This is a genomic window from Streptomyces sp. NPDC046831, from assembly GCF_040645305.1.
Lineage (GTDB): Bacteria > Actinomycetota > Actinomycetes > Streptomycetales > Streptomycetaceae > Streptomyces.
Window position 1 is genome coordinate 1 of the sequence record NZ_JBEYXZ010000031.1, and the last position, 22885, is coordinate 22885.

The 22885-nt window shown below is 69.2% G+C and carries 34 protein-coding genes; 1 reads left to right on the forward strand and 33 read right to left on the reverse strand.

Features of this window, described 5'->3' with window-relative positions; all coding sequences use genetic code 11:
• Nucleotides 1-89: 89 nt before the first annotated feature.
• The 3 genes from glmM to rplM all read right to left on the reverse strand — a co-directional run bounded on the left by glmM (nt 90) and on the right by rplM (nt 2705).
• Nucleotides 90-1448, reverse strand: coding sequence for a phosphoglucosamine mutase (glmM, locus tag ABZ920_RS23520; RefSeq protein ID WP_361508307.1), 1359 nt, complete (start codon nt 1446-1448; stop codon nt 90-92).
• 258 nt (nt 1449-1706) lie between these two features.
• On the reverse strand, nt 1707-2219 hold the full coding sequence (gene rpsI, locus ABZ920_RS23525; RefSeq protein ID WP_030173946.1) for a 30S ribosomal protein S9: 513 nt from the start codon (nt 2217-2219) through the stop codon (nt 1707-1709).
• Between the two features lie 42 nt (nt 2220-2261).
• Nucleotides 2262-2705: a 50S ribosomal protein L13 gene (gene rplM / locus ABZ920_RS23530; protein ID WP_361508311.1), complete on the reverse strand. Its 444-nt coding sequence runs from the start codon at nt 2703-2705 to the stop codon at nt 2262-2264.
• Between the two features lie 453 nt (nt 2706-3158).
• Here rplM and ABZ920_RS23535 point away from each other — a divergent pair, with 453 nt between their 5' ends.
• Nucleotides 3159-4034, forward strand: a complete 876-nt coding sequence (locus tag ABZ920_RS23535) for a hypothetical protein (RefSeq protein WP_361508314.1) — start codon at nt 3159-3161, stop codon at nt 4032-4034.
• A 725-nt stretch (nt 4035-4759) separates the two neighbouring features.
• On the opposite strand, the gene ABZ920_RS23540 is transcribed toward ABZ920_RS23535, so the two are convergent.
• The 30 genes from ABZ920_RS23540 to rplD all read right to left on the reverse strand — a co-directional run bounded on the left by ABZ920_RS23540 (nt 4760) and on the right by rplD (nt 22884).
• Nucleotides 4760-6082, reverse strand: a complete 1323-nt coding sequence (locus tag ABZ920_RS23540; protein ID WP_361508316.1) for a UDP-glucose/GDP-mannose dehydrogenase family protein — start codon at nt 6080-6082, stop codon at nt 4760-4762.
• A 164-nt stretch (nt 6083-6246) separates the two neighbouring features.
• Nucleotides 6247-7104, reverse strand: a complete 858-nt coding sequence (truA, locus tag ABZ920_RS23545; RefSeq protein WP_361508319.1) for a tRNA pseudouridine(38-40) synthase TruA — start codon at nt 7102-7104, stop codon at nt 6247-6249.
• 74 nt (nt 7105-7178) lie between these two features.
• The gene (gene rplQ, locus ABZ920_RS23550) at nt 7179-7685 is read right to left on the reverse strand and encodes a 50S ribosomal protein L17 (RefSeq protein WP_361508322.1); all 507 of its coding nucleotides are present in this window, start codon (nt 7683-7685) and stop codon (nt 7179-7181) included.
• A gap of 211 nt (nt 7686-7896) precedes the next feature.
• Nucleotides 7897-8919, reverse strand: a complete 1023-nt coding sequence (locus ABZ920_RS23555) for a DNA-directed RNA polymerase subunit alpha (protein WP_003966937.1) — start codon at nt 8917-8919, stop codon at nt 7897-7899.
• Nucleotides 8920-9062: 143 nt separating this feature from the next.
• Complete coding sequence (gene rpsK, locus ABZ920_RS23560; RefSeq protein WP_003956432.1) at nt 9063-9467, reverse strand: 30S ribosomal protein S11; 405 nt, start codon at nt 9465-9467, stop codon at nt 9063-9065.
• Nucleotides 9468-9532: 65 nt separating this feature from the next.
• Nucleotides 9533-9913: a 30S ribosomal protein S13 gene (gene rpsM, locus ABZ920_RS23565; protein WP_030745266.1), complete on the reverse strand. Its 381-nt coding sequence runs from the start codon at nt 9911-9913 to the stop codon at nt 9533-9535.
• 188 nt (nt 9914-10101) lie between these two features.
• Nucleotides 10102-10215 (reverse strand): 50S ribosomal protein L36, encoded by a 114-nt coding sequence (gene rpmJ, locus ABZ920_RS23570; protein ID WP_003998809.1) that lies wholly within the window; start codon nt 10213-10215, stop codon nt 10102-10104.
• A 93-nt stretch (nt 10216-10308) separates the two neighbouring features.
• On the reverse strand, nt 10309-10530 hold the full coding sequence (infA, locus tag ABZ920_RS23575) for a translation initiation factor IF-1 (protein WP_003948620.1): 222 nt from the start codon (nt 10528-10530) through the stop codon (nt 10309-10311).
• A 277-nt stretch (nt 10531-10807) separates the two neighbouring features.
• Nucleotides 10808-11644, reverse strand: coding sequence for a type I methionyl aminopeptidase (gene map / locus ABZ920_RS23580; protein ID WP_361508325.1), 837 nt, complete (start codon nt 11642-11644; stop codon nt 10808-10810).
• A 191-nt stretch (nt 11645-11835) separates the two neighbouring features.
• Nucleotides 11836-12498, reverse strand: a complete 663-nt coding sequence (locus ABZ920_RS23585) for an adenylate kinase (RefSeq protein WP_361508328.1) — start codon at nt 12496-12498, stop codon at nt 11836-11838.
• A complete protein-coding gene (secY, locus tag ABZ920_RS23590; RefSeq protein ID WP_361508330.1) occupies nt 12498-13811 on the reverse strand; it encodes a preprotein translocase subunit SecY in 1314 nt (437 codons plus the stop codon). Before secY ends, ABZ920_RS23585 begins: the two co-directional genes overlap by 1 nt.
• Nucleotides 13812-14052: 241 nt before the next feature.
• Nucleotides 14053-14508: a 50S ribosomal protein L15 gene (gene rplO, locus ABZ920_RS23595; protein ID WP_361508333.1), complete on the reverse strand. Its 456-nt coding sequence runs from the start codon at nt 14506-14508 to the stop codon at nt 14053-14055.
• A 2-nt stretch (nt 14509-14510) separates the two neighbouring features.
• Nucleotides 14511-14693: a 50S ribosomal protein L30 gene (gene rpmD / locus ABZ920_RS23600; RefSeq protein WP_361508336.1), complete on the reverse strand. Its 183-nt coding sequence runs from the start codon at nt 14691-14693 to the stop codon at nt 14511-14513.
• A 2-nt stretch (nt 14694-14695) separates the two neighbouring features.
• A complete protein-coding gene (gene rpsE, locus ABZ920_RS23605; protein ID WP_009190144.1) occupies nt 14696-15301 on the reverse strand; it encodes a 30S ribosomal protein S5 in 606 nt (201 codons plus the stop codon).
• 41 nt (nt 15302-15342) lie between these two features.
• Entirely contained in the window at nt 15343-15726 is a 384-nt protein-coding gene (gene rplR, locus ABZ920_RS23610; protein WP_361508338.1) for a 50S ribosomal protein L18, read from the reverse strand.
• Nucleotides 15727-15729: 3 nt separating this feature from the next.
• Nucleotides 15730-16269 (reverse strand): 50S ribosomal protein L6, encoded by a 540-nt coding sequence (gene rplF / locus ABZ920_RS23615; protein ID WP_361508341.1) that lies wholly within the window; start codon nt 16267-16269, stop codon nt 15730-15732.
• Between the two features lie 24 nt (nt 16270-16293).
• A complete protein-coding gene (gene rpsH / locus ABZ920_RS23620) occupies nt 16294-16692 on the reverse strand; it encodes a 30S ribosomal protein S8 (RefSeq protein ID WP_276110731.1) in 399 nt (132 codons plus the stop codon).
• A 212-nt stretch (nt 16693-16904) separates the two neighbouring features.
• Entirely contained in the window at nt 16905-17090 is a 186-nt protein-coding gene (locus tag ABZ920_RS23625; RefSeq protein ID WP_361508495.1) for a type Z 30S ribosomal protein S14, read from the reverse strand.
• Nucleotides 17091-17095: 5 nt separating this feature from the next.
• On the reverse strand, nt 17096-17653 hold the full coding sequence (gene rplE, locus ABZ920_RS23630; RefSeq protein ID WP_361508345.1) for a 50S ribosomal protein L5: 558 nt from the start codon (nt 17651-17653) through the stop codon (nt 17096-17098).
• The gene (rplX, locus tag ABZ920_RS23635) at nt 17653-17976 is read right to left on the reverse strand and encodes a 50S ribosomal protein L24 (RefSeq protein ID WP_361508348.1); all 324 of its coding nucleotides are present in this window, start codon (nt 17974-17976) and stop codon (nt 17653-17655) included. The genes rplE and rplX overlap by 1 nt, the downstream gene beginning before the upstream one ends.
• 2 nt (nt 17977-17978) lie before the next feature.
• Nucleotides 17979-18347: a 50S ribosomal protein L14 gene (gene rplN, locus ABZ920_RS23640; protein ID WP_003956455.1), complete on the reverse strand. Its 369-nt coding sequence runs from the start codon at nt 18345-18347 to the stop codon at nt 17979-17981.
• Nucleotides 18348-18473: 126 nt separating this feature from the next.
• Entirely contained in the window at nt 18474-18758 is a 285-nt protein-coding gene (gene rpsQ, locus ABZ920_RS23645) for a 30S ribosomal protein S17 (protein ID WP_361508351.1), read from the reverse strand.
• Nucleotides 18755-18979 (reverse strand): 50S ribosomal protein L29, encoded by a 225-nt coding sequence (rpmC, locus tag ABZ920_RS23650; RefSeq protein ID WP_018564811.1) that lies wholly within the window; start codon nt 18977-18979, stop codon nt 18755-18757. Before rpmC ends, rpsQ begins: the two co-directional genes overlap by 4 nt.
• On the reverse strand, nt 18979-19398 hold the full coding sequence (rplP, locus tag ABZ920_RS23655) for a 50S ribosomal protein L16 (protein WP_361285559.1): 420 nt from the start codon (nt 19396-19398) through the stop codon (nt 18979-18981). Before rplP ends, rpmC begins: the two co-directional genes overlap by 1 nt.
• Nucleotides 19399-19403: 5 nt before the next feature.
• Nucleotides 19404-20234 carry a 30S ribosomal protein S3 gene (rpsC, locus tag ABZ920_RS23660; protein ID WP_361508353.1) on the reverse strand — a complete coding sequence of 277 codons (831 nt, stop codon included), beginning with the start codon at nt 20232-20234 and terminating at the stop codon, nt 19404-19406.
• The gene (rplV, locus tag ABZ920_RS23665; protein ID WP_361508356.1) at nt 20234-20581 is read right to left on the reverse strand and encodes a 50S ribosomal protein L22; all 348 of its coding nucleotides are present in this window, start codon (nt 20579-20581) and stop codon (nt 20234-20236) included. Before rplV ends, rpsC begins: the two co-directional genes overlap by 1 nt.
• Before the next feature lie 45 nt (nt 20582-20626).
• A complete protein-coding gene (rpsS, locus tag ABZ920_RS23670) occupies nt 20627-20908 on the reverse strand; it encodes a 30S ribosomal protein S19 (RefSeq protein ID WP_041665437.1) in 282 nt (93 codons plus the stop codon).
• A 12-nt stretch (nt 20909-20920) separates the two neighbouring features.
• A complete protein-coding gene (gene rplB / locus ABZ920_RS23675) occupies nt 20921-21757 on the reverse strand; it encodes a 50S ribosomal protein L2 (protein WP_361508358.1) in 837 nt (278 codons plus the stop codon).
• Nucleotides 21758-21808: 51 nt separating this feature from the next.
• Complete coding sequence (gene rplW / locus ABZ920_RS23680; protein WP_361508360.1) at nt 21809-22228, reverse strand: 50S ribosomal protein L23; 420 nt, start codon at nt 22226-22228, stop codon at nt 21809-21811.
• Nucleotides 22228-22884, reverse strand: coding sequence for a 50S ribosomal protein L4 (rplD, locus tag ABZ920_RS23685; protein ID WP_361508363.1), 657 nt, complete (start codon nt 22882-22884; stop codon nt 22228-22230). Before rplD ends, rplW begins: the two co-directional genes overlap by 1 nt.
• Nucleotide 22885 lies beyond the last annotated feature (1 nt).

Below are 22885 nucleotides of genomic sequence, written 5' to 3' on the forward strand. Positions count from 1 at the left end.
GTGGGGGTATACCCCTTGCTCGAGCGAAGCCGAGAGCCTGGGGGAGCGTGCAGGGCGTCGCGCGGCAGACGCGCATGGTCAGACAGGGCCTAGCCCAGCGCCGACTTCACCGCGTCGGCCAGCCGGCCCGCCACGGTGCGCGCCTGGTCGATGTCCGCGGCCTCGACCATCACCCGCACCAGCGGCTCCGTGCCGGACGGGCGCAGCAGCACCCGGCCCGTGGTGCCGAGCTCCCGCTCCGCCTCCGCCACGGCGGCGGCCAGGTCCGCGGAGGTCTTCACGCGCGACTTGTCCACGTCGGGGACGTTGACGAGCACCTGCGGCAGCCGCTCCATCACCGACGCCAGGTCCCGCAGCGTACGGCCGCTCTCGGCGACCCGGGCGGCCAGCAGCAGGCCGGTCAGGGTGCCGTCGCCGGTGGTGGCGTGGTCGAGGACGATGACGTGGCCGGACTGCTCGCCGCCGAGGGCGAAGCCGTGCCGCTTCATCTCCTCCAGGACGTAGCGGTCGCCGACCGCGGTCTGCACCAGGCGGATACCCTCGCGCTCCATGGCCAGCTTGAAGCCCAGGTTCGACATCACCGTCGCGACGACGGTGTCGGAGCGCAGCGCGGACCGCTCCCGCATCGCCAGCGCCAGCACCGACAGGATCTGGTCGCCGTCGATCTCCTCGCCGGTGTGGTCCACGGCCAGGCAGCGGTCGGCGTCGCCGTCGTGCGCGATGCCGAGGTCGGCGCCGTGCTCGATCACGGCCGCCTTCAGCTTGTCCAGGTGCGTGGAGCCGTACCCGTCGTTGATGTTGAGCCCGTCCGGCTCGGCGCCGATGGTGACGACCTCGGCCCCGGCCCGCGCGAACGCCGCGGGCGAGACGCCGGCGGCCGCGCCGTGCGCCTCGTCGAGGACGATGGTGAGGCCCTCCAACCGGTTCGGCAGGACGTCGAGGAGGTGGCCCACGTACCGGTCGAAGCCCTCCTCGTAGTCCCGCACCCGGCCGACACCCGCGCCGGTCGGACGGTCCCACGGAGCGCCGGTGCGGTGCTCCTCGTAGACGGTCTCGATCCGGTGCTCCAGCTCGTCGGCGAGCTTGTGGCCGCCGCGGGCGAAGAACTTGATGCCGTTGTCGGGCATGGCGTTGTGGCTGGCGGAGAGCATCACGCCGAGGTCGGCGCCGAGCGCGCCGGTGAGGTACGCCACCGCGGGCGTCGGGAGGACGCCGACACGCAGCACGTCCACGCCCGCGCTCGCCAGACCGGCGACCACGGCCGCCTCCAGGAACTCCCCGGACGCGCGCGGGTCCCGACCGACCACCGCCGTCGGCCTGTGGCCCTCGAAGGTGCCCGCCTCGGCCAGCACGTGCGCCGCGGCGACGGAGAGGCCGAGAGCCATCTCGGCCGTCAGGTCCGCGTTGGCGACACCGCGCACGCCGTCCGTGCCGAAGAGTCGTCCCACTTGTCCTCCTGAGGAAGCGTCAGTTCGAAAAGACGTGCCGATGCGTTCAGCGCGTGTTCACTTCACTGAGTCTGATGTTCCGGATGCGCCTGCGGCTCCCGCGTCCCAGGCATTCGACGCCTGAACATCCGATCACACAAGCCTTTGAGCGCCTTGTGCCGTTATACGCCCAAGCCCTGCGATATACGAACGCCCCGGCGGCACGGTGGCGTGCCGCCGGGGCGTTCGGAGTAGGGCCTGTCCGCGGGCAGCGCTGGATCAGCGCTTGCTGTACTGCGGAGCCTTGCGGGCCTTCTTCAGACCGGCCTTCTTCCGCTCGACCGCGCGGTCGTCGCGGCGCAGGAAGCCGGCCTTCTTGAGCGGGCCGCGGTTGTTGTCGACGTCGGCCTCGTTCAGGGCGCGGGCGACACCGAGACGGAGCGCACCGGCCTGACCGGAGACACCGCCACCGGCGATGCGGGCGATGACGTCGTAACGGCCCTCGAGCTCCAGCACCTTGAAGGGCTCGTTGACTTCCTGCTGGTGCACCTTGTTCGGGAAGTAGTCCTCGAGGGTGCGACCGTTGATCTTCCACTTGCCGGAGCCCGGAACGATCCGGACGCGGGCGATGGCGTTCTTGCGGCGGCCCAGGCCGGCGGCCGGCTGCGGCTCGCCGAAGCGGGAGGCCAGGGACTCCGAGGTGTACTCGCCCTCGACGGGGACCTCGGACTCGGTGGTGTAGCTGTCGATGTCAAGCTCTTCGAGCGGCTGCTCGGCAGTGGTCTCGGCCACGATTCTCCTCAGATTCTCTTCAGTCTTAGGGGGTGGCCGGACTTACTGCGCGACCTGGGTGATCTCGAACGGCACCGGCTGCTGGGCGCCGTGCGGGTGCTGGTCACCCTTGTAGACCTTCAGCTTCGAGAGCATCTGACGGCCCAGGGAGTTCTTCGGGAGCATGCCCTTGACGGCCTTCTCGATGGCCTTCTCGGGGTTGTTGGCCAGCAGGTCGTCGTAGCGGACGGAGCGCAGACCACCCGGGTAGCCGGAGTGGCGGTAGGCCAGCTTCTGGGTCCGCTTGTTGCCGGAGAGGTGCACCTTTTCGGCGTTGATGATGATGACGAAGTCACCAGCGTCGACGTGCGGCGCGTAGATCGGCTTGTGCTTGCCCCGCAGAAGGGTGGCAGCGGTGGACGCCAGGCGACCCAGGACGACGTCCTGAGCGTCGATGACGTGCCACTGGCGCGTGATGTCGCCGGGCTTGGGGCTGTACGTACGCACGGTTCGTAGCCTTCGCTTCTTCAGTGAATGGTCCTGACAAGGTCACCGAAGACGATCACGACAGCCTTGACCGCACGGCGGCGACGCATACCGCGTACGTGGGGTCGCTGGTCATCGGCCCGGTGGCCGGTGTAAGGGCCCGTCCCGTGAGAATGAGCAAGCCAATACACAACGAACATGCAGGATACCTTCGGCGCCGTTCCCGGGTCAAAACGGGGGCGCCGGTGCCGGTCCCGCGTGTTCCGCTCCCATTGTACGGGCGCCGCCCGGGGGCGGCCGCACCTGCGCCCCGCCACCGCGCGCGCCCGCGGCCCGCCGCGGGTCCGTCCGCGCGTCGCCGGACGGGCCGGGCGGCACACGCCGGGACCGGTGGCCACCGCTTTGTACCGTCCTGCCCCCGGCAGCCTCCTCGGGCGCGTGGCAACCTCCCAACACCCGTCTAAGATGCGCCCCATGAGTTATGGGCAGGGGGGCGGCTCGCAGTCCCAGTGGGATCCCTGGAAACCGAATTCCCAGCAGCCGTGGGACGGCGGCGCCGACCGGACTCCGGACTGGGCCGCGCTCGCCGAGGCCTCCGAGACGCGCAACAAACGGCGCAGGCTGCTGTTCATCGGCGGCGGCGCGCTGGCCACCGTCGCGATCGGCGCCGCCGTCGCGGTGGCCGTGGTGTCGGCGAACGGCGACAGCCGCGCCGCGGGCCCCTCCGGGCTGCCCGGCACGGCGGCCCTGCCGAGCGACTCGTCCGCGGCCCCGTCCTTCGACCCCACCAGCGCCCCGCCGCCGCTGGACCCGAAGGACTTCGTCTCCAGCGTCGCCAAGGACACCGCGCCGCTCGGCCCGGAGACGCTGTTCCCGGGCACCCAGCTGACCATGGGCTCGACCGTGTACAAGAAAGGCCCGACGGACGACACCGAGAACTGCGCCACGGCCGCCCAGGGCACGCTCCCCCAGGCCCTCGCCGCGGGCGGCTGCACCCGTCTGATACGGGTCAGCTACGTCAAGGACGGCATCGCGGTCACCGTGGGTGTAGCCGTCTTCGACTCCGAGGCACAGGCGGTCAAGGCCAAGGGCCAGGCGGACAAGAAGAGCATCGTCGAGCCGCTGCCCGGCAAGGGCGTCAAGAGCTTCTGCACCGGCGCCGTATGCCGCTCCACGACGAACTCCTACGGCCGCTACGCCTACTTCACCCTCACCGGCTTCACCAGCGGCAAGGACGTCACGACCAAGGACACCGCCGCGTTCCGCACCGGTGACGACCTCGCCGAGTTCACCTTCCAGCAGATCCGCCGGCGCGGCGAGGCCCAGGCGTCGGCCGCGGCCGCCGGCTGACGCCCTCGGGGTGCCCCACCGGGGCGCCCCGGTGGCCCCTGCCGACCGCGCACGCCCGGGCGCACGCCCGCCGCGCGCTGGCCTGCGCCCGGGCCCCCCGGAGCCCCCGCCGACCGGCCTGTGACGCCCGCCGGAGCACCCGGCGGTCCCTTGGCCCGTGCGGCCGTTCCCCTGAGCGGCCCGGTTCCCGCCGGGGCACCTCGCGGAGCCGAGGCCACGCACCCGGCCGCGGCCGCCGGCTGACGCCCTCGGGGCACCTCACCGGGGCGCCCCACCGGCACCTGCCCACCGGCGCAGGCCCGCCGCGCGCGGGCCCGCGGGCCGGGGCCCTCGGGGCGCCCGCGTGCGGACCGCCAGGCTCCCGCCGACGTCCGGGCAGGAGACGAGCAGGGCGGCGGGCAGGTCCGACCGGCCCGCGACGCCCGCCCGGACACCCAGCGGCCCCTTGGCCCATGCGACCGTCCACCCGAGCGCCCCCGGCACCCGCCGAGACACCTCACAGAGCCGAGGCCACGCGCCCGGCCGCAACCGGTGCACGGCGGGCCCGCGCGGCCCCCGGAGCCCCCGCCGACCGGCCTGCGACGCCCGCCCGGACACCCGGCGGTCCCTTGGCCCGTGCGACCGTCCCCCCGAGCAGCCCCCCGTATCCGCCACGGCGCCTCGTGAGGCAACCGCCCCGCGCCCGGCGGCCGGGCGCGGGGTCTCGGCTCCGCGGGGCAGCCCCCTCACCAGCGGATCTCCGCATCCTCCCCCTCCCACCGCGGCGCCGGCCTGCCCAGGGAACGGAACCACCAGCCCGCCCCGCTCCACCGGTCGGCGTCGAGCACACCCCGGCCGTCGACGATCCGCGGGCACGCCACCAGCGACGCCGCCCACGCGGGGTCGATGTCCCTGAACTCGGGCCACTCGGTCAGGTGCAGCACGAGGTCGGCCCCGCGCAGGGCGTCCCCGGCGGACACGGCGTAGCCGAGCAGCGGGAACGCCTTGCGGGCGTTGTCCATGGCCTCGGGGTCGTACACCGTGACGTCGGCGCCGTCGAGGCCGAGGCGGGCGGCCACGTTCAGCGCGGGCGAGTCGCGGATGTCGTCCGAGTCCGGCTTGAACGCCGCCCCCAGCATGGCCACGCGGGCGCCCAGGATCCGGCCCCGGCACAGCTCCCGGGCCAGTGCGACCACCCGGTCCCGGCGGCGCATGTTGATCGCGTCGACCTCGCGCAGGAAGCCGAGGTCGACGCCGAGCTCGGCGGCCCGGTGCGCGAAGGCGCGGATGTCCTTGGGCAGACAGCCGCCGCCGAAGCCGACCCCGGCGCGCAGGTGCTTGCCGCCGATCCGGTCGTCGTGGCCGAGCGCCTCGGACAGCTTCCCCACGTCACCGCCCGCCGCCTCGCACACCTCCGCCATCGCGTTGATGAAGGAGATCTTCGTGGCGAGGAAGGCATTGGCGGCCGTCTTGACCAGCTCGGCGGTCGCGAACCCGGTGACGACCAGGGGGGTGCCCGCCTGGAGCACACCGGCGTACACACCGCGCAGCAGCCGCTCGGCCCGCCGCGTCCGCACCCCGAAGACCAGCCGGTCCGGGCGCAGCGTGTCCTCGACCGCGAAGCCCTCCCGCAGGAACTCCGGGTTCCAGGCGACCTCCACGGCGGTGGCGTCCGCGAGGCGCGCCGCCGTGCCCACCGGCACGGTGGACTTCCCGACCAGCAGGGCGCCCTTGCGCGCGTGCCGGGCGATCCGGGCGAACGCCTCCTCCAGGTGCGTCAGGTCGGCGGCGTCGCCGTCCGTGCGCTGCGGGGTGCCCACGCACACGAAGTGCACCTGTCCGAAGGCGCCGGCCTCCTCGTAGGACGTGGTGAAGCGGAGCCGTCCACTCGCCGTGTGCCGGGCGATCAGCGCGGCCAGACCCGGCTCGTGGAACGGCACCCGGCCCGCGCCCAGCGCGGCGGCCTTGCCCGCGTCGACGTCGAGCCCGAGCACCTCGTGTCCGAGTTCCGCCATGCAGGCGGCGTGCGTGGCACCGAGGTAGCCGGTGCCGATGACGGTGAGCCGCATCGCCTACGCCCTCCTCGCCGGAGCCGGTGACGACGGCGCGCGCCCGCCACGACCGGCGCGGCGCACGGCGTCGACAAGCCGCCCGGCCGAGTTCCCGTGACCGCGGGAACCGTACCGTCACCGACGGTGACCCCCGGCGGCGCGTGGTCCGGTGGGCGGCCCGCTCAGCAGCAGCCGGCCACCGGCAGCGAGCGCCTGTTGCGCGCCTCCCGGTTCCGGGCCGCCAGCAGCTCGTCGGCGGGGTAGCCGACCTCCTCCAGCGTCAGCCCGTGCGGCCGGACCACGTGCACGGCGGAGTCCCGCACCCCCGCGGCCAGCACCTTGCCCGGCCAGTCGGGCGTCCGGTGGCCGTCGCCGACGAACAGCAGCGCCCCGATCAGCGAGCGGACCATGTTGTGGCAGAAGGCGTCGGCGCGGACGGTGGCGGTGATCACGCCGTCCGCACCGCGCACCAGACTCAGCTCCTGGAGCGTGCGGATGGTCGTGGCGCCCTCCCGCTTCTTGCAGTAGGCGGCGAAGTCGTGCTCGCCCAGCAGCAGCCGGGCGGCCTCGTTCATGGCGTCGACGTCGAGGGGCCAGTCGTGCCACAGGACGTGGCCGCGCAGCAGCGGGTCGACACCGCCCGGGTGGTCGGTGACGCGGTAGGCGTAGCGGCGCCAGATCGCCGAGAAACGGGCGTCGAAGCCGGGCGGGGCCTCGGTGAGCGACCAGATCCGCACGTCCTTGGGCAGCCGTCCGGCGAGCCGCTTGAGCAGCTTCTCCCGGTGCCCGGCCCACAGGTCCGCCGGCAGGTCGACGTGCGCGACCTGCCCGCGCGCGTGCACCCCGGCGTCGGTCCGCCCGGCGACGGTCAGCTCGTACGTGGTCTCCCCGGACCGCGTGACCGTCCGCAGCGCGTCCTCGATCTCGGCCTGCACGGTCCGCTTCCCGCCGGCCTGCTTGGCCCAGCCGTGGAAGGCGGTGCCGTCGTAGGACAGGTCGAGGCGGACCCGGACGTGGCCGGGCTGTACTTCGTCACTCACACGGGAATCCTCTCAGGTACGCGAAAGCGGGCCCGCCCCGAGGGACGGACCCGCTGTCGACGTCAGGCAGAGCCTCAGGCGTCCTTCGACTCCTCGGCCGGAGCCTCGGTGGCCTCGGCCGGAGCCTCGTCCGCCTTGGTCTCCTGGGCCTCGGCGGCCTCGGACTCCTTGACCGCGCGCTTGGTGGCGGCCTCGGCCTCACCCACGGCGTTCTGCTGCACCGTCAGCGCCTCGACCAGCTCGATGACAGCCATGGGCGCGTTGTCGCCACGGCGGTTGCCGATCTTGGTGATGCGGGTGTAGCCACCCGGACGGTTCTCGTACCGCGGGCCGATCTCGGTGAAGAGCGTGTGGACGACGCCCTTGTCCGTGATGACCTGGAGCACCTGGCGGCGGTTGTGAAGGTCGCCCTTCTTCGCCTTGGTGATCAGACGCTCGGCGTACGGGCGCAGGCGGCGGGCCTTCGCCTCGGTGGTGGTGATGCGGCCGTGCTCGAACAGCGACTTCGCGAGGTTCGCGAGGAGCAGCTTCTCGTGCGCGGCGCTGCCGCCCAGACGGGCACCCTTGGTGGGCTTCGGCATGTTCATTCTCCTGTGTGTCTGCCCCGGCCGTGTCAGGTACCGGGGTCAGTATCCGAGCAGACGGTTGTCCGTCGGAGATCCGGACGACAGCCCCGAAGGGGCATGTCGTCCGGAAGGGGCGCGGGGGCGGTGTCGATGTGCGACTCCGTCGCGTGGGCGCGACGAGCCACAGCGCACCCGCACCCGGGATCGGACCGTCGAGTCCGAGCCCTTAGTACTGCTCGGTCTCGACGAACCCGGCGTCCGCGTCGTCGTCCGCGCCGAAGGCGTCGGCGGCGGCGGTCGGGTCGAATCCGGGCGGGCTGTCCTTCAGGGCCAGGCCCATGCCGGCCAGCTTCGCCTTGACCTCGTCGATGGACTTCGCACCGAAGTTGCGGATGTCCAGCAGGTCGGCCTCGGAGCGGGCGACGAGCTCACCCACGGAGTGGATGCCCTCGCGCTTGAGGCAGTTGTAGGAGCGGACCGTGAGCTCCAGCTCCTCGATCGGCAGCGCCAGGTCGGCGGCCAGGGCGGCGTCCGTCGGGGACGGACCCATGTCGATGCCCTCGGCGTCGATGTTCAGCTCGCGGGCGAGACCGAACAGCTCGACCAGCGTCTTGCCGGCCGACGCCATGGCGTCGCGCGGACGCATGGCCTGCTTCGTCTCGACGTCGACGATCAGCTTGTCGAAGTCGGTCCGCTGCTCGACACGCGTGGCCTCGACCTTGTACGTGACCTTGAGAACCGGCGAGTAGATCGAGTCGACCGGGATCCGGCCGATCTCCTGGCCCACCTGCTTGTTCTGCACGGCGGAGACGTAACCGCGACCGCGCTCGACGGTCAGCTCCATCTCCAGCTTGCCCTTGCCGTTGAGCGTGGCGAGGACGAGGTCGGGGTTGTGCACCTCGACACCGGCCGGGGGCGCGATGTCGGCGGCGGTGACCAGACCCGGGCCCTGCTTGCGCAGGTACATCACGACCGGCTCGTCGTGCTCCGAGGAGACGACCAGCTGCTTGATGTTGAGGATCAGGTCGGTGACGTCCTCCTTGACGCCCGGCACGGTGGTGAACTCGTGCAGGACGCCGTCGATGCGAATGCTGGTGACAGCGGCACCGGGGATCGACGACAGGAGGGTACGGCGGAGGGAGTTGCCGAGGGTGTAGCCGAAGCCCGGCTCCAGCGGCTCGATCACGAACCGGGAGCGGAACTCGTCGACGACCTCTTCGGTCAACGAGGGACGCTGAGCGATCAGCATGTGTGGATCAGATCCTTCAGTCGTGGGCGCCCGCTATATGACGCCCGACCGGACCGCACCGGAAGGGTGCGGGTAGTGCAAGGGTACGGGCGGCACGACCTCCGCAGGAGGCGTACCGCCCGGCAATCCCCGAGCCGTGCGCGTCAGACGCGGCGGCGCTTCGGCGGACGGCAGCCGTTGTGCGGGGTCGGCGTGACGTCCTGGATGGAGCCGACCTCGAGGCCGGTCGCCTGCAGGGAGCGGATCGCGGTCTCACGACCGGAGCCCGGGCCCTTGACGAAGACGTCGACCTTGCGCATGCCGTGCTCCTGGGCGCGGCGGGCGGCCGACTCGGCGGCCATCTGCGCGGCGAACGGCGTGGACTTCCGGGAGCCCTTGAAGCCGACGTGGCCGGCGGAGGCCCAGGAGATCACGTTGCCGGACGGGTCCGTGATCGACACGATGGTGTTGTTGAACGTGCTCTTGATGTGCGCGTGGCCGTGAGCGACGTTCTTCTTTTCCTTGCGGCGCACCTTCTTGGCAGCGCCCTGACGACCCTTGGGGGGCATCTCTTATCTCCTACGGGAGGTGGTCGGTCCTACAGCGAAGACCGTGGACAGGCGTCCGCTGCGGACTACTTCTTGCCCGGCTTCTTCTTGCCGGCGATGGCGCGACGCGGCCCCTTGCGGGTGCGGGCGTTGGTGCTGGTGCGCTGACCGCGGACGGGCAGACCGCGGCGGTGACGGAGACCCTGGTAGGTACCGATCTCGACCTTGCGGCGGATGTCGGCCTGGATCTCGCGACGGAGGTCACCCTCGGTCTTGATGTTGTTGTCGACGTACTCGCGGATCGCGACGAGCTGCTCCTCGGAGAGGTCGCGGACGCGGGTGTTCGGGTCGACGCCGGTCGCAGCCAGCGTCTCCTTCGAGAGGGTCCGGCCGATGCCGAACACGTAGGTGAGGGCGATCTCCACGCGCTTTTCGCGCGGGATGTCAACACCGGAAACGCGTGCCATTCAATGGCTCCAGTTGATTGTCGGAGGTCTTCCACAGGGCCGGCTCCCAGCCGCCGTATCAGGTACGAACTGGGTCCCCGGCCTCCGAACCGGGGGTGTCGAGCCGGATGAGGCTCGGGCCCTGCGTATGAACAAATTCAGCTCGCGTCGCGCGAAGTCCTGCGAATCGCAGAGGGAACGGTCGTGCGTCAGCCCTGGCGCTGCTTGTGGCGCGGGTTCTCGCAGATGACCATGACCCGGCCGTGACGGCGGATCACCCTGCACTTGTCGCAGATCTTCTTGACGCTCGGCTTGACCTTCATGGGATGTGAGGTTCTCCGGGTCAGTGCCACCATCCCGCCGAAGCGGGATGCGTACCCTGCGCTCGCGGGACGAACGCCGGGTGCGGGCAAGATCTACTTGTAGCGGTAGACGATCCGGCCACGCGTCAGGTCGTACGGAGACAGCTCCACCACGACCCGGTCGTCAGGGAGGATGCGGATGTAGTGCATACGCATCTTGCCGCTGATGTGTGCCAGGACCTGGTGGCCGTTCTGGAGCTCGACCTTGAACATGGCGTTCGGCAGAGACTCGACGACAGTGCCCTCGATCTCGATGGCACCTTGCTTCTTGGCCACGCTTCGCCCTTCGAATCGACTACCTTGATCGACTCAGTGCGAGCGCATGCAGACATGCGGGTGCACAAGAGCCGACGAGTCAGTCTACGTCAGCGCACCCGGAAAAACGAATCGGGGAAGTCTGCCCCACGCCGGAGATCATTATGCGGGCGGGACCGGCCCGGACCGGACGGCCCTCCCGCCGGCCCGGCGCCCCGGCGCGGCGAGGCCGCGGGCCGCCGCGCCGGCGCACGCCCGGCGGCCGCCGCAGGGCGCGGGTCCCGCCGCAGGGCGCGGGTCAGGCCAGCGGGTCGGGGGCCGCCGTGACGCCGTACTGGGCGAGCTTCGCCCGGCCGCCGTCGGGCGCGGTGAGCACCAGCGGGCCCTGCTCGGTCAGGGCGACGGAGTGCTCCCAGTGCGAGGACCAGGTCCCGTCCGTGGTGATGACGGTCCAGTCGTCCTCGAGCACCCGCGTCTTCGGCGTGCCCAGGGAGACCATGGGCTCGATGGCCAGGCAGAACCCGGGCACCAGCTTGGGGCCCTTGCCGCGCCGCCGGTCGACGTAGTTCAGCAGGTGCGGGTCCATGTGCATCTCGGTACCGATGCCGTGGCCGCCGTAGTCCTCGATGATCCCGTACCGGCCGCCGCCCGGCTTGGGCTGACGGCGGATGTAGGTCTCGATGGCGCGGGAGATGTCGAGCAGGCGGTTGCCGACCTTCATCGCCGCGATGCCGGCCCACATCGACTCCTCGGTCACCCGGGAGAGCTCGATCAGCTCCGGCGCGTGACCGGACCCCACGAAGGCGGTGTAGGCGGCGTCGCCGTGCCAGCCGTCGACGATCGCCCCGCAGTCGACGGAGATGACGTCCCCGTCCTTGAGGACGACGTCCTCGGACGGGATGCCGTGGACGACCACCTCGTTCACGGATGTGCAGATCGTCGCGGGGAAGCCCCCGTAGCCGAGGAAGTTCGGCGTCGCGTTGTGCTCCGCGAGCACCTTGCGCGCCACCTCGTCCAGGTCCTTCGTCGTCGCCCCGGGCACGGCCGCCTCACGCGTCGCCGCGTGGATGGCGGCGACGACCAGCCCCGCCGCACGCATCTTGGCGATCTGCTCGGGGCTCTTGATCTGGACCATGGGAGCGGGGACCTTTCTGAAGCGGAAGACACGGCCGACGTCTTCAACGATACGTGCACGGGAACATGCTGATCTGCGGACCGCCGCGGCCGGCCCGCGCCCGCGCGGAACCGGGCCGCGCACCACCCCCCGCCCCACAGCACAGCCGCGGCCCTCTCAGGAGGAACCGCGGCTGCGATCGGCGGGAGGGACTAGGCGTCGGCGCCCTCACGCTTCAGCGCCTCCAGCGCCCGCCGCGTGACGTCGTCCACGGCGCCCATCGCCGGGATCGTCACCACGAGACCCTGCCCCTTGTAGTAGTCGATGATCGGCTCGGTCTGCGTGTGGTAGACCTCCAGCCGCTTCCGCACGGTGTCCTCGGAGTCGTCGTCCCGCTGGTACAGCTCACCGCCGCACACGTCGCAGGCGCCCTCCTGCTGCGGGCGGCGGTACTCGTCGTGGAACACGTGGCTGGAGTCGTTGCGGCAGATCCGCCGGCCGGCGATCCGCTTGACGACCTCTTCCTCGGGGACCTCCAGGTCCAGCACCGCGTCCAGCGAGATGCCCTCGGACCGCAGCAGCTCGTCCAGCGCCTCGGCCTGCGAGACGTTGCGCGGGAAACCGTCCAGCAGGAAGCCCCCCTCGGCGTCGGGCTGCTCCATGCGGTCCTTGGCCATGGCGATGGTCACCTCGTCGGGAACCAGGTTGCCGGCGTCCATGTAGGACTTCGCGAGCTTGCCCAGCTCCGTCTGCCGGCTGATGTTCGCCCGGAACAGATCACCCGTGGAGATGTGGGGGATACGGAGCTTCTCGGCAAGGCGCGTGGCCTGCGTTCCCTTACCGGCACCCGGCGGCCCGACGAGGACGATTCGCATCAGCGGAGGAACCCTTCGTAATTGCGCTGCTGGAGCTGGCTCTCGATCTGCTTCACCGTCTCGAGGCCCACACCCACGATGATCAGGATGCTGGTGCCGCCGAAGGGGAAGTTCTGGCTCGCGCCGAACCCGACCAACGCCATTGTTGGCACGAGAGCAATCAGACCCAGGTACAGCGAACCCGGCCAGGTGATCCGGTTGAGCACGTAGGACAGGTACTCAGCGGTCGGTCGGCCAGCCCGGATGCCCGGGATGAAGCCACCATACTTCTTCATGTTGTCGGCGACTTCCTCGGGGTTGAAGGAGATCGCCACGTAGAAGAACGCGAAGAAAACGATCAGCAGGAAGTACGCGGTGATGTAGATCGGGTGGTCGCCCTTGGTCAGGTTCTGCTGCACCCAGGCCTTCCAGCCCGAGTTCCCTCCGGAGAACTGGGCGATCAGTGCCGGGATGTAGAGCAGCGACGACGCGAAGATGACCGGGATCACACCGGCCTGGTTGACCTTCAGCGGGATGTACGTGGACGTGCCGCCGTAGGAGCGCCGGCCGATCATGCGCTTGGCGTACTGCACCGGGATGCGGCGCTGGGCCTGCTCGACGAAGACGACCAGGCCGACCATGACCAGGCCGACGAGGATGACGGTGCCGAACTCGATCCAGCCGCCGGCGAGCGTGCCCTGCTTCTTGATGGCCCACAGCGCGGACGGGAACGTCGCGGCGATCGAGATGAACATCAGGATCGACATGCCGTTGCCGATGCCGCGGTCGGTGACCAGCTCACCGAGCCACATGACGACCGCCGTACCGGCGGTCATGCAGATGACCATCGTGATGGTGGTGAAGATCGCGCGGTCCGGCACGATGCTGCCGGCGACGGTGCAGCCGGAGAACAGGGCGCCGCTGCGGGCGGTGGCCACCAGGCCCGTGCCCTGCAGGATGGCCAGCGCCACCGTCAGGTAGCGGGTGTACTGCGTGATCTTCGCGGTGCCGGTCTGCCCCTCCTTCTTAAGGGCTTCCAGACGCGGGATCACCACGGTCAGCAGCTGCAGAATGATGCTCGCCGTGATGTACGGCATGATGCCCAGCGCGAAGACCGTGATCTGCAGCAGCGCACCGCCACTGAACATGTTGACCAGGCCGAAGAGGCCCTGGTTGCCGGAGGCCTCGGTCACGCACTGCTGGACGGCCTTGTAGTTGACACCCGGGATCGGGATGTGGGTACCGACCCGGTACACCACGATGATGCCGAGCGTGAAGAGCAGCTTCTTGCGCAGGTCGGGCGTCCTGAACGCCCGGGCGAACGCGGTGAGCACGGTGCCTCCTGCGACCCCCGCGCAATGCGTCAAGGGTGACGGTCTTGAGGTCCAACAGAACAACGACTTTTACAACGGTTCACTGCCGCCGGGAGTGCCCGTGGTGCGGCGCCCGCTGTGAGAGGACAGTGCAGGCCACCTTACCGGCGACACCGCCCCCCTTGGAACGACCAACCGGGGATACCCCATATGTGGGTATCCCCGGTCGGGATCGTTCAGGTCATCGAGACGTCCGGGACGATCAGACGAGCTCGGTGACGGTACCGCCGGCGGCGGTGATCTTCTCCTTGGCGGAGCCGGAGACGGCGTCCACCGTCACCTGCAGCGCCACGGAGACCTCGCCCTGGCCGAGGACCTTGACGAGGCTGTTCTTGCGAACGGCACCCTTGGCCACCAGGCCCTCGACGGTGACCTCGCCACCCTCGGGGTAGAGCGCGGCCAGCTTGTCGAGGTTCACGACCTGGTACTCGGTCTTGAACGGGTTCTTGAAGCCCTTCAGCTTCGGGAGACGCATGTGGAGCGGCATCTGGCCACCCTCGAAGCTCTCCGGAACCTGGTAACGGGCCTTCGTGCCCTTCGTACCACGACCGGCCGTCTTACCCTTCGACGCCTCACCACGACCGACACGGGTCTTCGCGGTCTTGGCGCCGGGGGCGGGACGGAGGTTGTGGATCTTGAGCGGCTTCTGCTCCGCCATGATCAGTCGACCTCCTCGACCGTCACGAGGTGGCGGACGGTGTGCACCATGCCGCGGAACTCGGGGCGGTCCTCCTTGACGACCACGTCACCCAGGCGCTTCAGGCCCAGGGAACGCAGGGTGTCGCGGTGGTTCTGCTTGCTGCCGATGTAGGACTTGACCTGCGTGATCTTGAGCTGCGGCATGATTACGCACCCGCCCCGGCACGTGCACGAAGGAGAGCCGCGGGGGCGACGTCCTCGAGGGGCAGACCGCGGCGGGCCGCGATCTCCTCGGGACGCTGCAGGCCCTTCAGGGCCTCCACGGTCGCGTGCACGATGTTGATCGCGTTGTCGGAGCCGAGCGACTTCGACAGCACGTCGTGGATACCGGCGCACTCGAGCACGGCACGCACCGGGCCACCGGCGATCACACCGGTACCGGGCGACGCGGGCTTGAGCAGCACGACGCCGGCAGCCTTCTCACCCTGGATCGGGTGCGGGATGGTGCCCTGGATCCGGGGGACCTTGAAGAAGTGCTTCTTGGCCTCCTCCACACCCTTGGCGATGGCGGCCGGCACCTCCTTGGCCTTGCCGTATCCGACACCCACGGTGCCGTCACCGTCGCCCACCACGACCAGCGCGGTGAAGCTGAAGCGACGACCACCCTTCACAACCTTGGCGACGCGGTTGATCGCGACGACGCGCTCAACGTACGCGGTCTTCTCGGCGGCAGCTGCGCCGCCGTCACGGCCCTTCCGGTCCCGCCGCTCGCCGCCACCGGCACCGCCACCGCGGCGCTGGGGTCCAGCCATTGGAATTACCTCTCTCTGTCTCCGCTAGCTACGGAACCGACTCAGAACTTGAGTCCGGCTTCGCGGGCGGCGTCCGCCAGGGCGGCGATGCGCCCGGCGTACTGGTTACCACCACGGTCGAACACGACGGCCTCGACACCGGCGGCCTTGGCACGCTCGGCGACCAGGGCGCCGACCTGCTTGGCCTGCGCGGACTTGTCGCCCTCGCCACCGCGGATCGACGTGTCCAGGGTGGACGCCGACGCCAGGGTGTGGCCCTTGAGGTCGTCGATCACCTGCGCCACGATGTGACGGTTGGAGCGGGTCACGACCAGACGGGGACGCTCCGCCGTACCGGCGATCCGCTTGCGGATCCGGAGGTGACGGCGCTTGATCGCGGCGCGCTTGTAGGCGTCGCCCTTGAGGATCTTCTGCCCGTATGCCATGGCTTACTTACCCGCCTTTCCGACCTTGCGGCGGATGACTTCGCCCTCGTACTTGACGCCCTTGGCCTTGTACGGGTCGGGCTTGCGCAGCTTGCGGATGTTGGCCGCAACCTCGCCGACCTTCTGCTTGTCGATGCCCTCGACCGAGAAGCGGGTCGGGGTCTCCACCTTGAAGGTGATGCCCTCGGGCGCCTCGACGGTGATCGGGTGGCTGTAGCCGAGCGCGAACTCGAGGTTCGAGCCCTTGGCGGCCACGCGGTAACCGACACCGCTGATCTCGAGCTTCTTCACGTAACCCTGGGTCACGCCGGTGATCATGTTCGCCACCAGCGTGCGGGACAGGCCGTGGAGAGCCTTGTTCTGACGCTCGTCGTTGGGGCGGGTCACCTGCAGGGTGCCGTCCTCGCCCTTGACGATCTCGATCGGCGCCACGACGGTGTGGGTCAGTTCGCCCTTGGGGCCCTTGACCTTGACCGTACGGCCGTCGATGGTGACGTCCACGCCGGCGGGAACCGCGATGGGGAGCTTGCCGATGCGCGACATAGCTGTTTCCTCCGTTCCCTTCCGTTACCAGACGTAGGCGAGGACTTCCCCACCCACGCCCTTCTTGCCGGCCTGCTTGTCGGTGAGGAGCCCGTGCGACGTGGAGATGATCGCCACGCCGAGGCCGCCGAGCACCTTCGGCAGGTTGGTGGACTTCGCGTACACCCGGAGACCGGGCTTGGAGATCCGCTTGATGCCCGCGATGGAGCGCTCACGGTTGGGGCCGAACTTCAGCTCCAGGACGAGGTTCTTGCCCACCTGGGCGTCCTCGACCTTCCAGCCCGTGATGAAGCCCTCCTGCTGGAGGATCTCCGCGATGTGCGACTTGATCTTCGAGTGCGGCATCGCCACGGTGTCGTGGTATGCCGAGTTCGCGTTCCGCAGACGCGTAAGCATGTCTGCGATCGGATCAGTCATGGTCATGAATTGGCCTTCGGCCTCTCTCGCCGGGGTTTCCTGGTGCGCCATCCCTCTCCCCGATCCGAGACGGGACGGGTGCGGCGCGGTGGACCTACGGCGTAGTAAGTCGTACGGGCACGGCAGGTGCCCAACCCCACAAGCCTAAGGCATGCGGGCTGGGCTCCCTGCCGTCCCAGTTGCTTACCGAGAGACTCTTGGATCCCGAACTGCCGGGATTACCAGGAGCTCTTGGTCACGCCCGGCAGCTCGCCACGGTGAGCCATCTCACGAAGGCACACGCGGCACAGGCCGAACTTGCGGAAAACGGAGTGCGGACGGCCGCAGCGCTGGCAGCGGGTGTACGCGCGCACACCGAACTTGGGCTTGCGAGCAGCCTTGGCAATCAGAGCCTTCTTCGCCATCTCGCTCACGCCTCCTTGAACGGGAAGCCGAGGTGACGAAGGAGCGCGCGGCCCTCAGCGTCGTTGGTCGCCGTGGTGACCACGGTGATGTCCATACCCCGGACGCGGTCGATCTTGTCCTGGTCGATCTCGTGGAACATGACCTGCTCCGTGAGACCGAAGGTGTAGTTGCCACGGCCGTCGAACTGCTTGGGGGACAGGCCGCGGAAGTCGCGGATGCGCGGCAGCGCGAGCGACAGGGTGCGGTCCAGGAACTCCCACATGCGGTCGCCACGGAGCGTGACGTGGGCACCGATCGGCTGGCCCTCGCGCAGCTTGAACTGCGCGATGGACTTGCGGGCCTTGGTGACCGCCGGCTTCTGGCCGGTGATCGTGGTGAGGTCGCGGATGGCGCCCTCGATCAGCTTGGAGTCGCGGGCGGCGTCGCCCACACCCATGTTGACCACGATCTTGACGAGACCCGGAATCTGCATGACGTTCTCGTACTTGAACTCGTCACGCATCTTCGGGGCGATCTCGTCCCGGTACTTCTGCTTCAGACGCGGAGTGGTGGTGGTAGCCATCAGATGTCCTCACCCGTCCGCTTGGCAACGCGGATCTTGTTGCCCTCGTCGTCGAAGCGGTAACCGACGCGGGTCACGACCTTCTGGCCGTCCTTCTCCACGACGAGCTGAACGTTGCTCACGTGGATCGGGGCCTCGGTGGTCACGATCCCGCCGGCCTGCGAACCGCCAGCGGTCGGACCGGCCTTGGTGTGCTTCTTGACCCGGTTGACACCCTCGACCAGGACGCGGTCCTCGCGGGGGAAGGCCGCGATGACCTTGCCCTGCTTGCCCTTGTCCTTGCCGGTGATGACCTGAACCAGGTCGCCCTTCTTGATCTTCATGCTCACAGCACCTCCGGCGCGAGGGAGATGATCTTCATGAACTTCTTCTCGCGCAGCTCACGGCCCACCGGGCCGAAGATACGGGTGCCGCGAGGGTCGCCGTCGTTCTTCAGAATGACGGCGGCGTTCTCGTCGAAGCGGATGTACGAGCCGTCCTGACGGCGGCGCTCCTTGACGGTGCGAACGATGACCGCCTTGACGACGTCACCCTTCTTCACGTTGCCACCGGGGATCGCGTCCTTGACGGTGGCGACGATGACGTCACCGATACCCGCGTAGCGGCGACCGGAGCCACCGAGCACACGGATGCAAAGGATTTCCTTCGCACCAGTGTTGTCGGCGACACGCAGTCGCGACTCCTGCTGGATCACGTCTATCTCCTGATCGTCTGCCGGTTCCCCGGGGGCCGCATCTCAGCGGCCCCCGGAGCCTGGCGGAACTGACCTGCGGGGTCTGCCCCACAGGCGTATCTGGTGGAATTCGCTTGCGCGAATTACCTACTTGGCCTTCTCGAGGATCTCGACGACGCGCCAGCGCTTGGTCGCGGACAGCGGCCGGGTCTCCATCAGGAGGACGCGGTCGCCGACACCCGCGGCGTTCTGCTCGTCGTGTGCCTTGAGCTTGCTGGTACGGCGGATGACCTTGCCGTACAGCGCGTGCTTGACGCGGTCCTCGACGGCGACGACGACGGTCTTGTCCATCTTGTCGCTGACGACCAGACCCTCACGGGTCTTGCGGAAGCCGCGCGCTTCCTTGTTCTCAGTCACGTTGCTCTCGCTCATGCGTTCTCCACCGTTTCGATGCCCAGCTCACGCTCGCGCATCAGGGTGTAGATCCGCGCGATGTCCTTGCGGACCGCCTTGAGACGGCCGTGGTTCTCGAGCTGACCGGTCGCCGCCTGGAAGCGGAGGTTGAACAGCTCTTCCTTGGCCTCGCGGAGCTTACCCAGAAGCTCCTCGTTGCCCAGCTCGCGCAGCTCGGACGCCTTGGTACCGGCCGACATCACGCTTCACCTGCCTCGCGCTTGACGATCCGGCACTTCATCGGCAGCTTGTGGGCCGCACGAAGGAGCGCCTCACGGGCGATCTTCTCGTTGGGGTACGACAGCTCGAACATCACGCGTCCGGGCTTGACGTTGGCCACCCACCACTCCGGCGAACCCTTACCGGAACCCATGCGGGTCTCGGCCGGCTTCTTGGTCAGCGGGCGGTCCGGGTAGATGTTGATCCAGACCTTGCCGCCACGCTTGATGTGACGGGTCATGGCGATACGAGCCGCCTCGATCTGGCGGTTCGTGACGTAGGCCGGGGTCAGCGCCTGGATGCCGTACTCGCCGAACGCAACCTGCGTCCCACCCTTGGACATACCGCTGCGCTTCGGGTGGTGCTGCTTGCGGTGCTTGACCCTACGGGGGATCAGCATTTCGGTCAGGCCTCCGTTCCGGTGCTCTCAGCCGGAGCGGCAGCCGCCGGAGCCTCGGCCTTGGGGGCCTCGGCGGCGGGAGCCGACTGCTGCTGCGGCTTGCGACCGCGCCGCTCGCCACCGCGGCCACCACGGGCCGGGCGGTCGGCGCCACCGCGGGCCGGGCGGTTACCCGCACGGGCGGCAGCGTTCTCGGCGCGGACCTCGGCGATGTTCTTGACGTCGCCCTTGTAGATCCAGACCTTCACACCGATGCGGCCGAAGGTCGTCTTGGCCTCGAAGAAGCCGTAGTCCACGTTCGCACGGAGCGTGTGCAGGGGCACACGGCCCTCGCGGTAGAACTCCGAGCGGGACATCTCGGCGCCACCGAGGCGGCCACCGCACTGGATCTTGATGCCCTTGGCGCCGGCCTTCATCGCCGACTGCATGCTCTTGCGCATGGCACGGCGGAAGGAGACGCGGGAGGACAGCTGCTCGGCGACGGCCTGGGCCACGAGCTGAGCGTCGGTCTCGGGGTTCTTGACCTCGAGGATGTTCAGCTGGACCTGCTTGCCCGTGAGCTTCTCGAGGTCACCGCGGATGCGGTCGGCCTCGGCGCCACGGCGGCCGATGACGATGCCCGGACGCGCGGTGTGGATGTCGACGCGGACGCGGTCACGGGTGCGCTCGATCTCCACCTTGGAGATGCCCGCGCGCTCCATGCCGGACGTCATCATCCGGCGGATGGCGACGTCTTCCTTGACGTAGTCCTTGTAGAGCTTGTCGGCGTACCACCGCGACTTGAAGTCGGTGGTGATACCGAGCCGGAACCCGTGCGGGTTTACCTTCTGGCCCATTACCGGGTTCCTTCCTTGCTGCTGACGACCACGGTGATGTGGCTGGTCCGCTTGCGGATCCGGTAGGCACGGCCCTGGGCACGCGGACGGAACCGCTTCAGGGTCGGGCCCTCGTCGACGTAGGCCTCGGAAACGAAGAGGCTGTCGACATCGGTGTGGTCGTAGTTGTGCGCGGCGTTGGCGATGGCGCTGTCCAGCACCTTGCCGACCGGCACGCTCGCGGCCTGCGGGGCGAAACGCAGGACCGCCTGAGCCTCCGTGGCGGCCATGCCACGGATGAGGTCCACCACGCGGCGGGCCTTCATGGGCGTGACGCGGATGTACCGCGCCTGGGCCCTGGCTTCCATGGTTGTCCCTTCAGTGTTTGTCATTGGTCGTTTGCACCCCGCCAACTAGCGGCGCTTCGACTTCCGGTCTTCCTTGACGTGACCCCGGAAGGTGCGCGTCGGCGAGAACTCGCCGAGCTTGTGGCCGACCATCGACTCGGTGACAAACACCGGGATGTGGGTCTTGCCGTTGTGCACCGCGATCGTGTGGCCCAGCATCGCCGGGACGATCATCGAGCGGCGGGACCAGGTCTTGATGACGTTCTTGGTGCCGGCTTCGTTCTGCGAGTCCACCTTCTTGATGAGGTGGTCGTCGACGAAAGGCCCCTTCTTCAAGCTACGAGGCATCTCAACCCGTCCTTAGCGCTTCTTGTTCGTCTTGCGGCGGCGGACGATGTACTTGTTGCTCGCCTTCTTGGGAGAACGAGTACGACCTTCCTTCTGACCCCAGGGGCTGACCGGGTGGCGGCCACCCGAGGTCTTGCCCTCACCACCACCGTGGGGGTGGTCAACCGGGTTCATCGCCACACCGCGAACGGTCGGGCGGACGCCCAGCCAGCGCTTGCGGCCGGCCTTGCCCCAGTTGATGTTGCTCTGCTCGGCGTTGCCGACCTCGCCGACGGTGGCGCGGCAGCGCACGTCGACCAGGCGGATCTCGCCGGAGGGCATGCGGAGGTGGGCCATCGAGCCCTCCTTCGCGAGCAGCTGCACGGAGGCACCGGCGGAGCGGGCGAACTTGGCGCCGCCACCCGGACGGAGCTCGATCGCGTGCAGCGTCGTACCCACCGGGATGTTGCGGAGCGCCAGGTTGTTGCCCGGCTTGATGTCGGCCCCGGGACCGTTCTCGACGCGGTCGCCCTGCTGCAGGTTGCGCGGCGCGAGGATGTAGCGCTTCTCGCCGTCGGCGTAGTGCAGCAGCGCGATGCGCGCGGTGCGGTTGGGGTCGTACTCGATGTGCGCGACCTTCGCCGGCACGCCGTCCTTGTCGTGACGACGGAAGTCGATCACGCGGTAGGCGCGCTTGTGTCCGCCACCCTGGTGGCGCACGGTCACACGACCGGAATTGTTACGGCCGCCCTTGCTGTGCAGGGGACGGACCAGCGACTTCTCCGGCGTGGACCGCGTGACCTCGACGAAGTCGGCGACGCTGGCGCCACGACGGCCAGGAGTCGTCGGCTTGTACTTGCGGATACCCATTGTCTCTCAGTCCTCGGAAAGTTCCGATTATCTGGACGTTCCGGACCGCCGTCAGGCGGTCGGACCGCCGAAGATGTCGATACGGTCGCCCTCTGCGAGGGTCACGATCGCGCGCTTGGTGGCGGCGCGCTGGCCGAAACCGGTGCGGGTCCGCTTGCGCTTGCCCTGGCGGTTGATCGTGTTGACCCCGGTGACCTTGACCTCGAAGACCGCCTGGACGGCCTGCTTGATCTGGGTCTTGTTGGCGTTCGTGTCCACGATGAACGTGTACTTGTTCTCGTCGAGGAGCGCGTAGCTCTTCTCCGAGACGACCGGCTTGATCAGGACGTCACGGGGGTCCGTGTACGACTTGCTCAGCGGGGTCTCGACGGTGTTCTTGCCCTCGGTGGCGTGGCGGCGCGCCTTGGCGACGCGCGCGGCCTTGGCGGCCTTGGCGGCCTTCGAGGCGATGGAGGGGTGACGCGTAGCCATCAGGCCTCGCTCCCTTCGGTGTCGTTGGCCGTGTTCGGGCCGGCGACGAAGGACTCGAAAGCGGCCTTGGTGAAGACCACGTCGTCCGAGACGAGAACGTCGTACGTGTTCAGCTGGCCCGGCTCCAGGATGTGGACCTGGGGCAGGTTGCGGGCGGACAGCCACGCGGCCTCGTCCGAGCGCTCGGCGACGAGCAGCAGGTTCTTGCGCTCGCTGATCTTGCCGAACAGGCTCTTGGCGGCCTTGGTGGAGACGTCGCCCTCGACCACGCCGGAGACGACGTGGATGCGGTCGTGGCGGGCCCGGTCGGTGAGGGCGTGGCGCAGGGCCGCGGCCTTCATCTTCTTCGGGGTCCGCTGCGAGTAGTCGCGCGGCACGGGACCGTGCACGACGCCACCACCGGCGAACTGCGGCGCGCGGGTCGAGCCCTGACGGGCGCGACCGGTGCCCTTCTGGCGGTACGGCTTCTTGCCACCGCCGCGGACCTCGCCACGGGTCTTGGTCTTGTGCGTGCCCTGACGGGCCGCGGCCAGCTGCGCGACGACGACCTGGTGGATCAGCGGGATGCTGACCTTCTCAACGCCGAAGATCTCCGCGGGGAGCTCGACGGAACCGGCCTTGTCGCCCGCCGGCGAAAGGATGTCAACAGTGCTCATC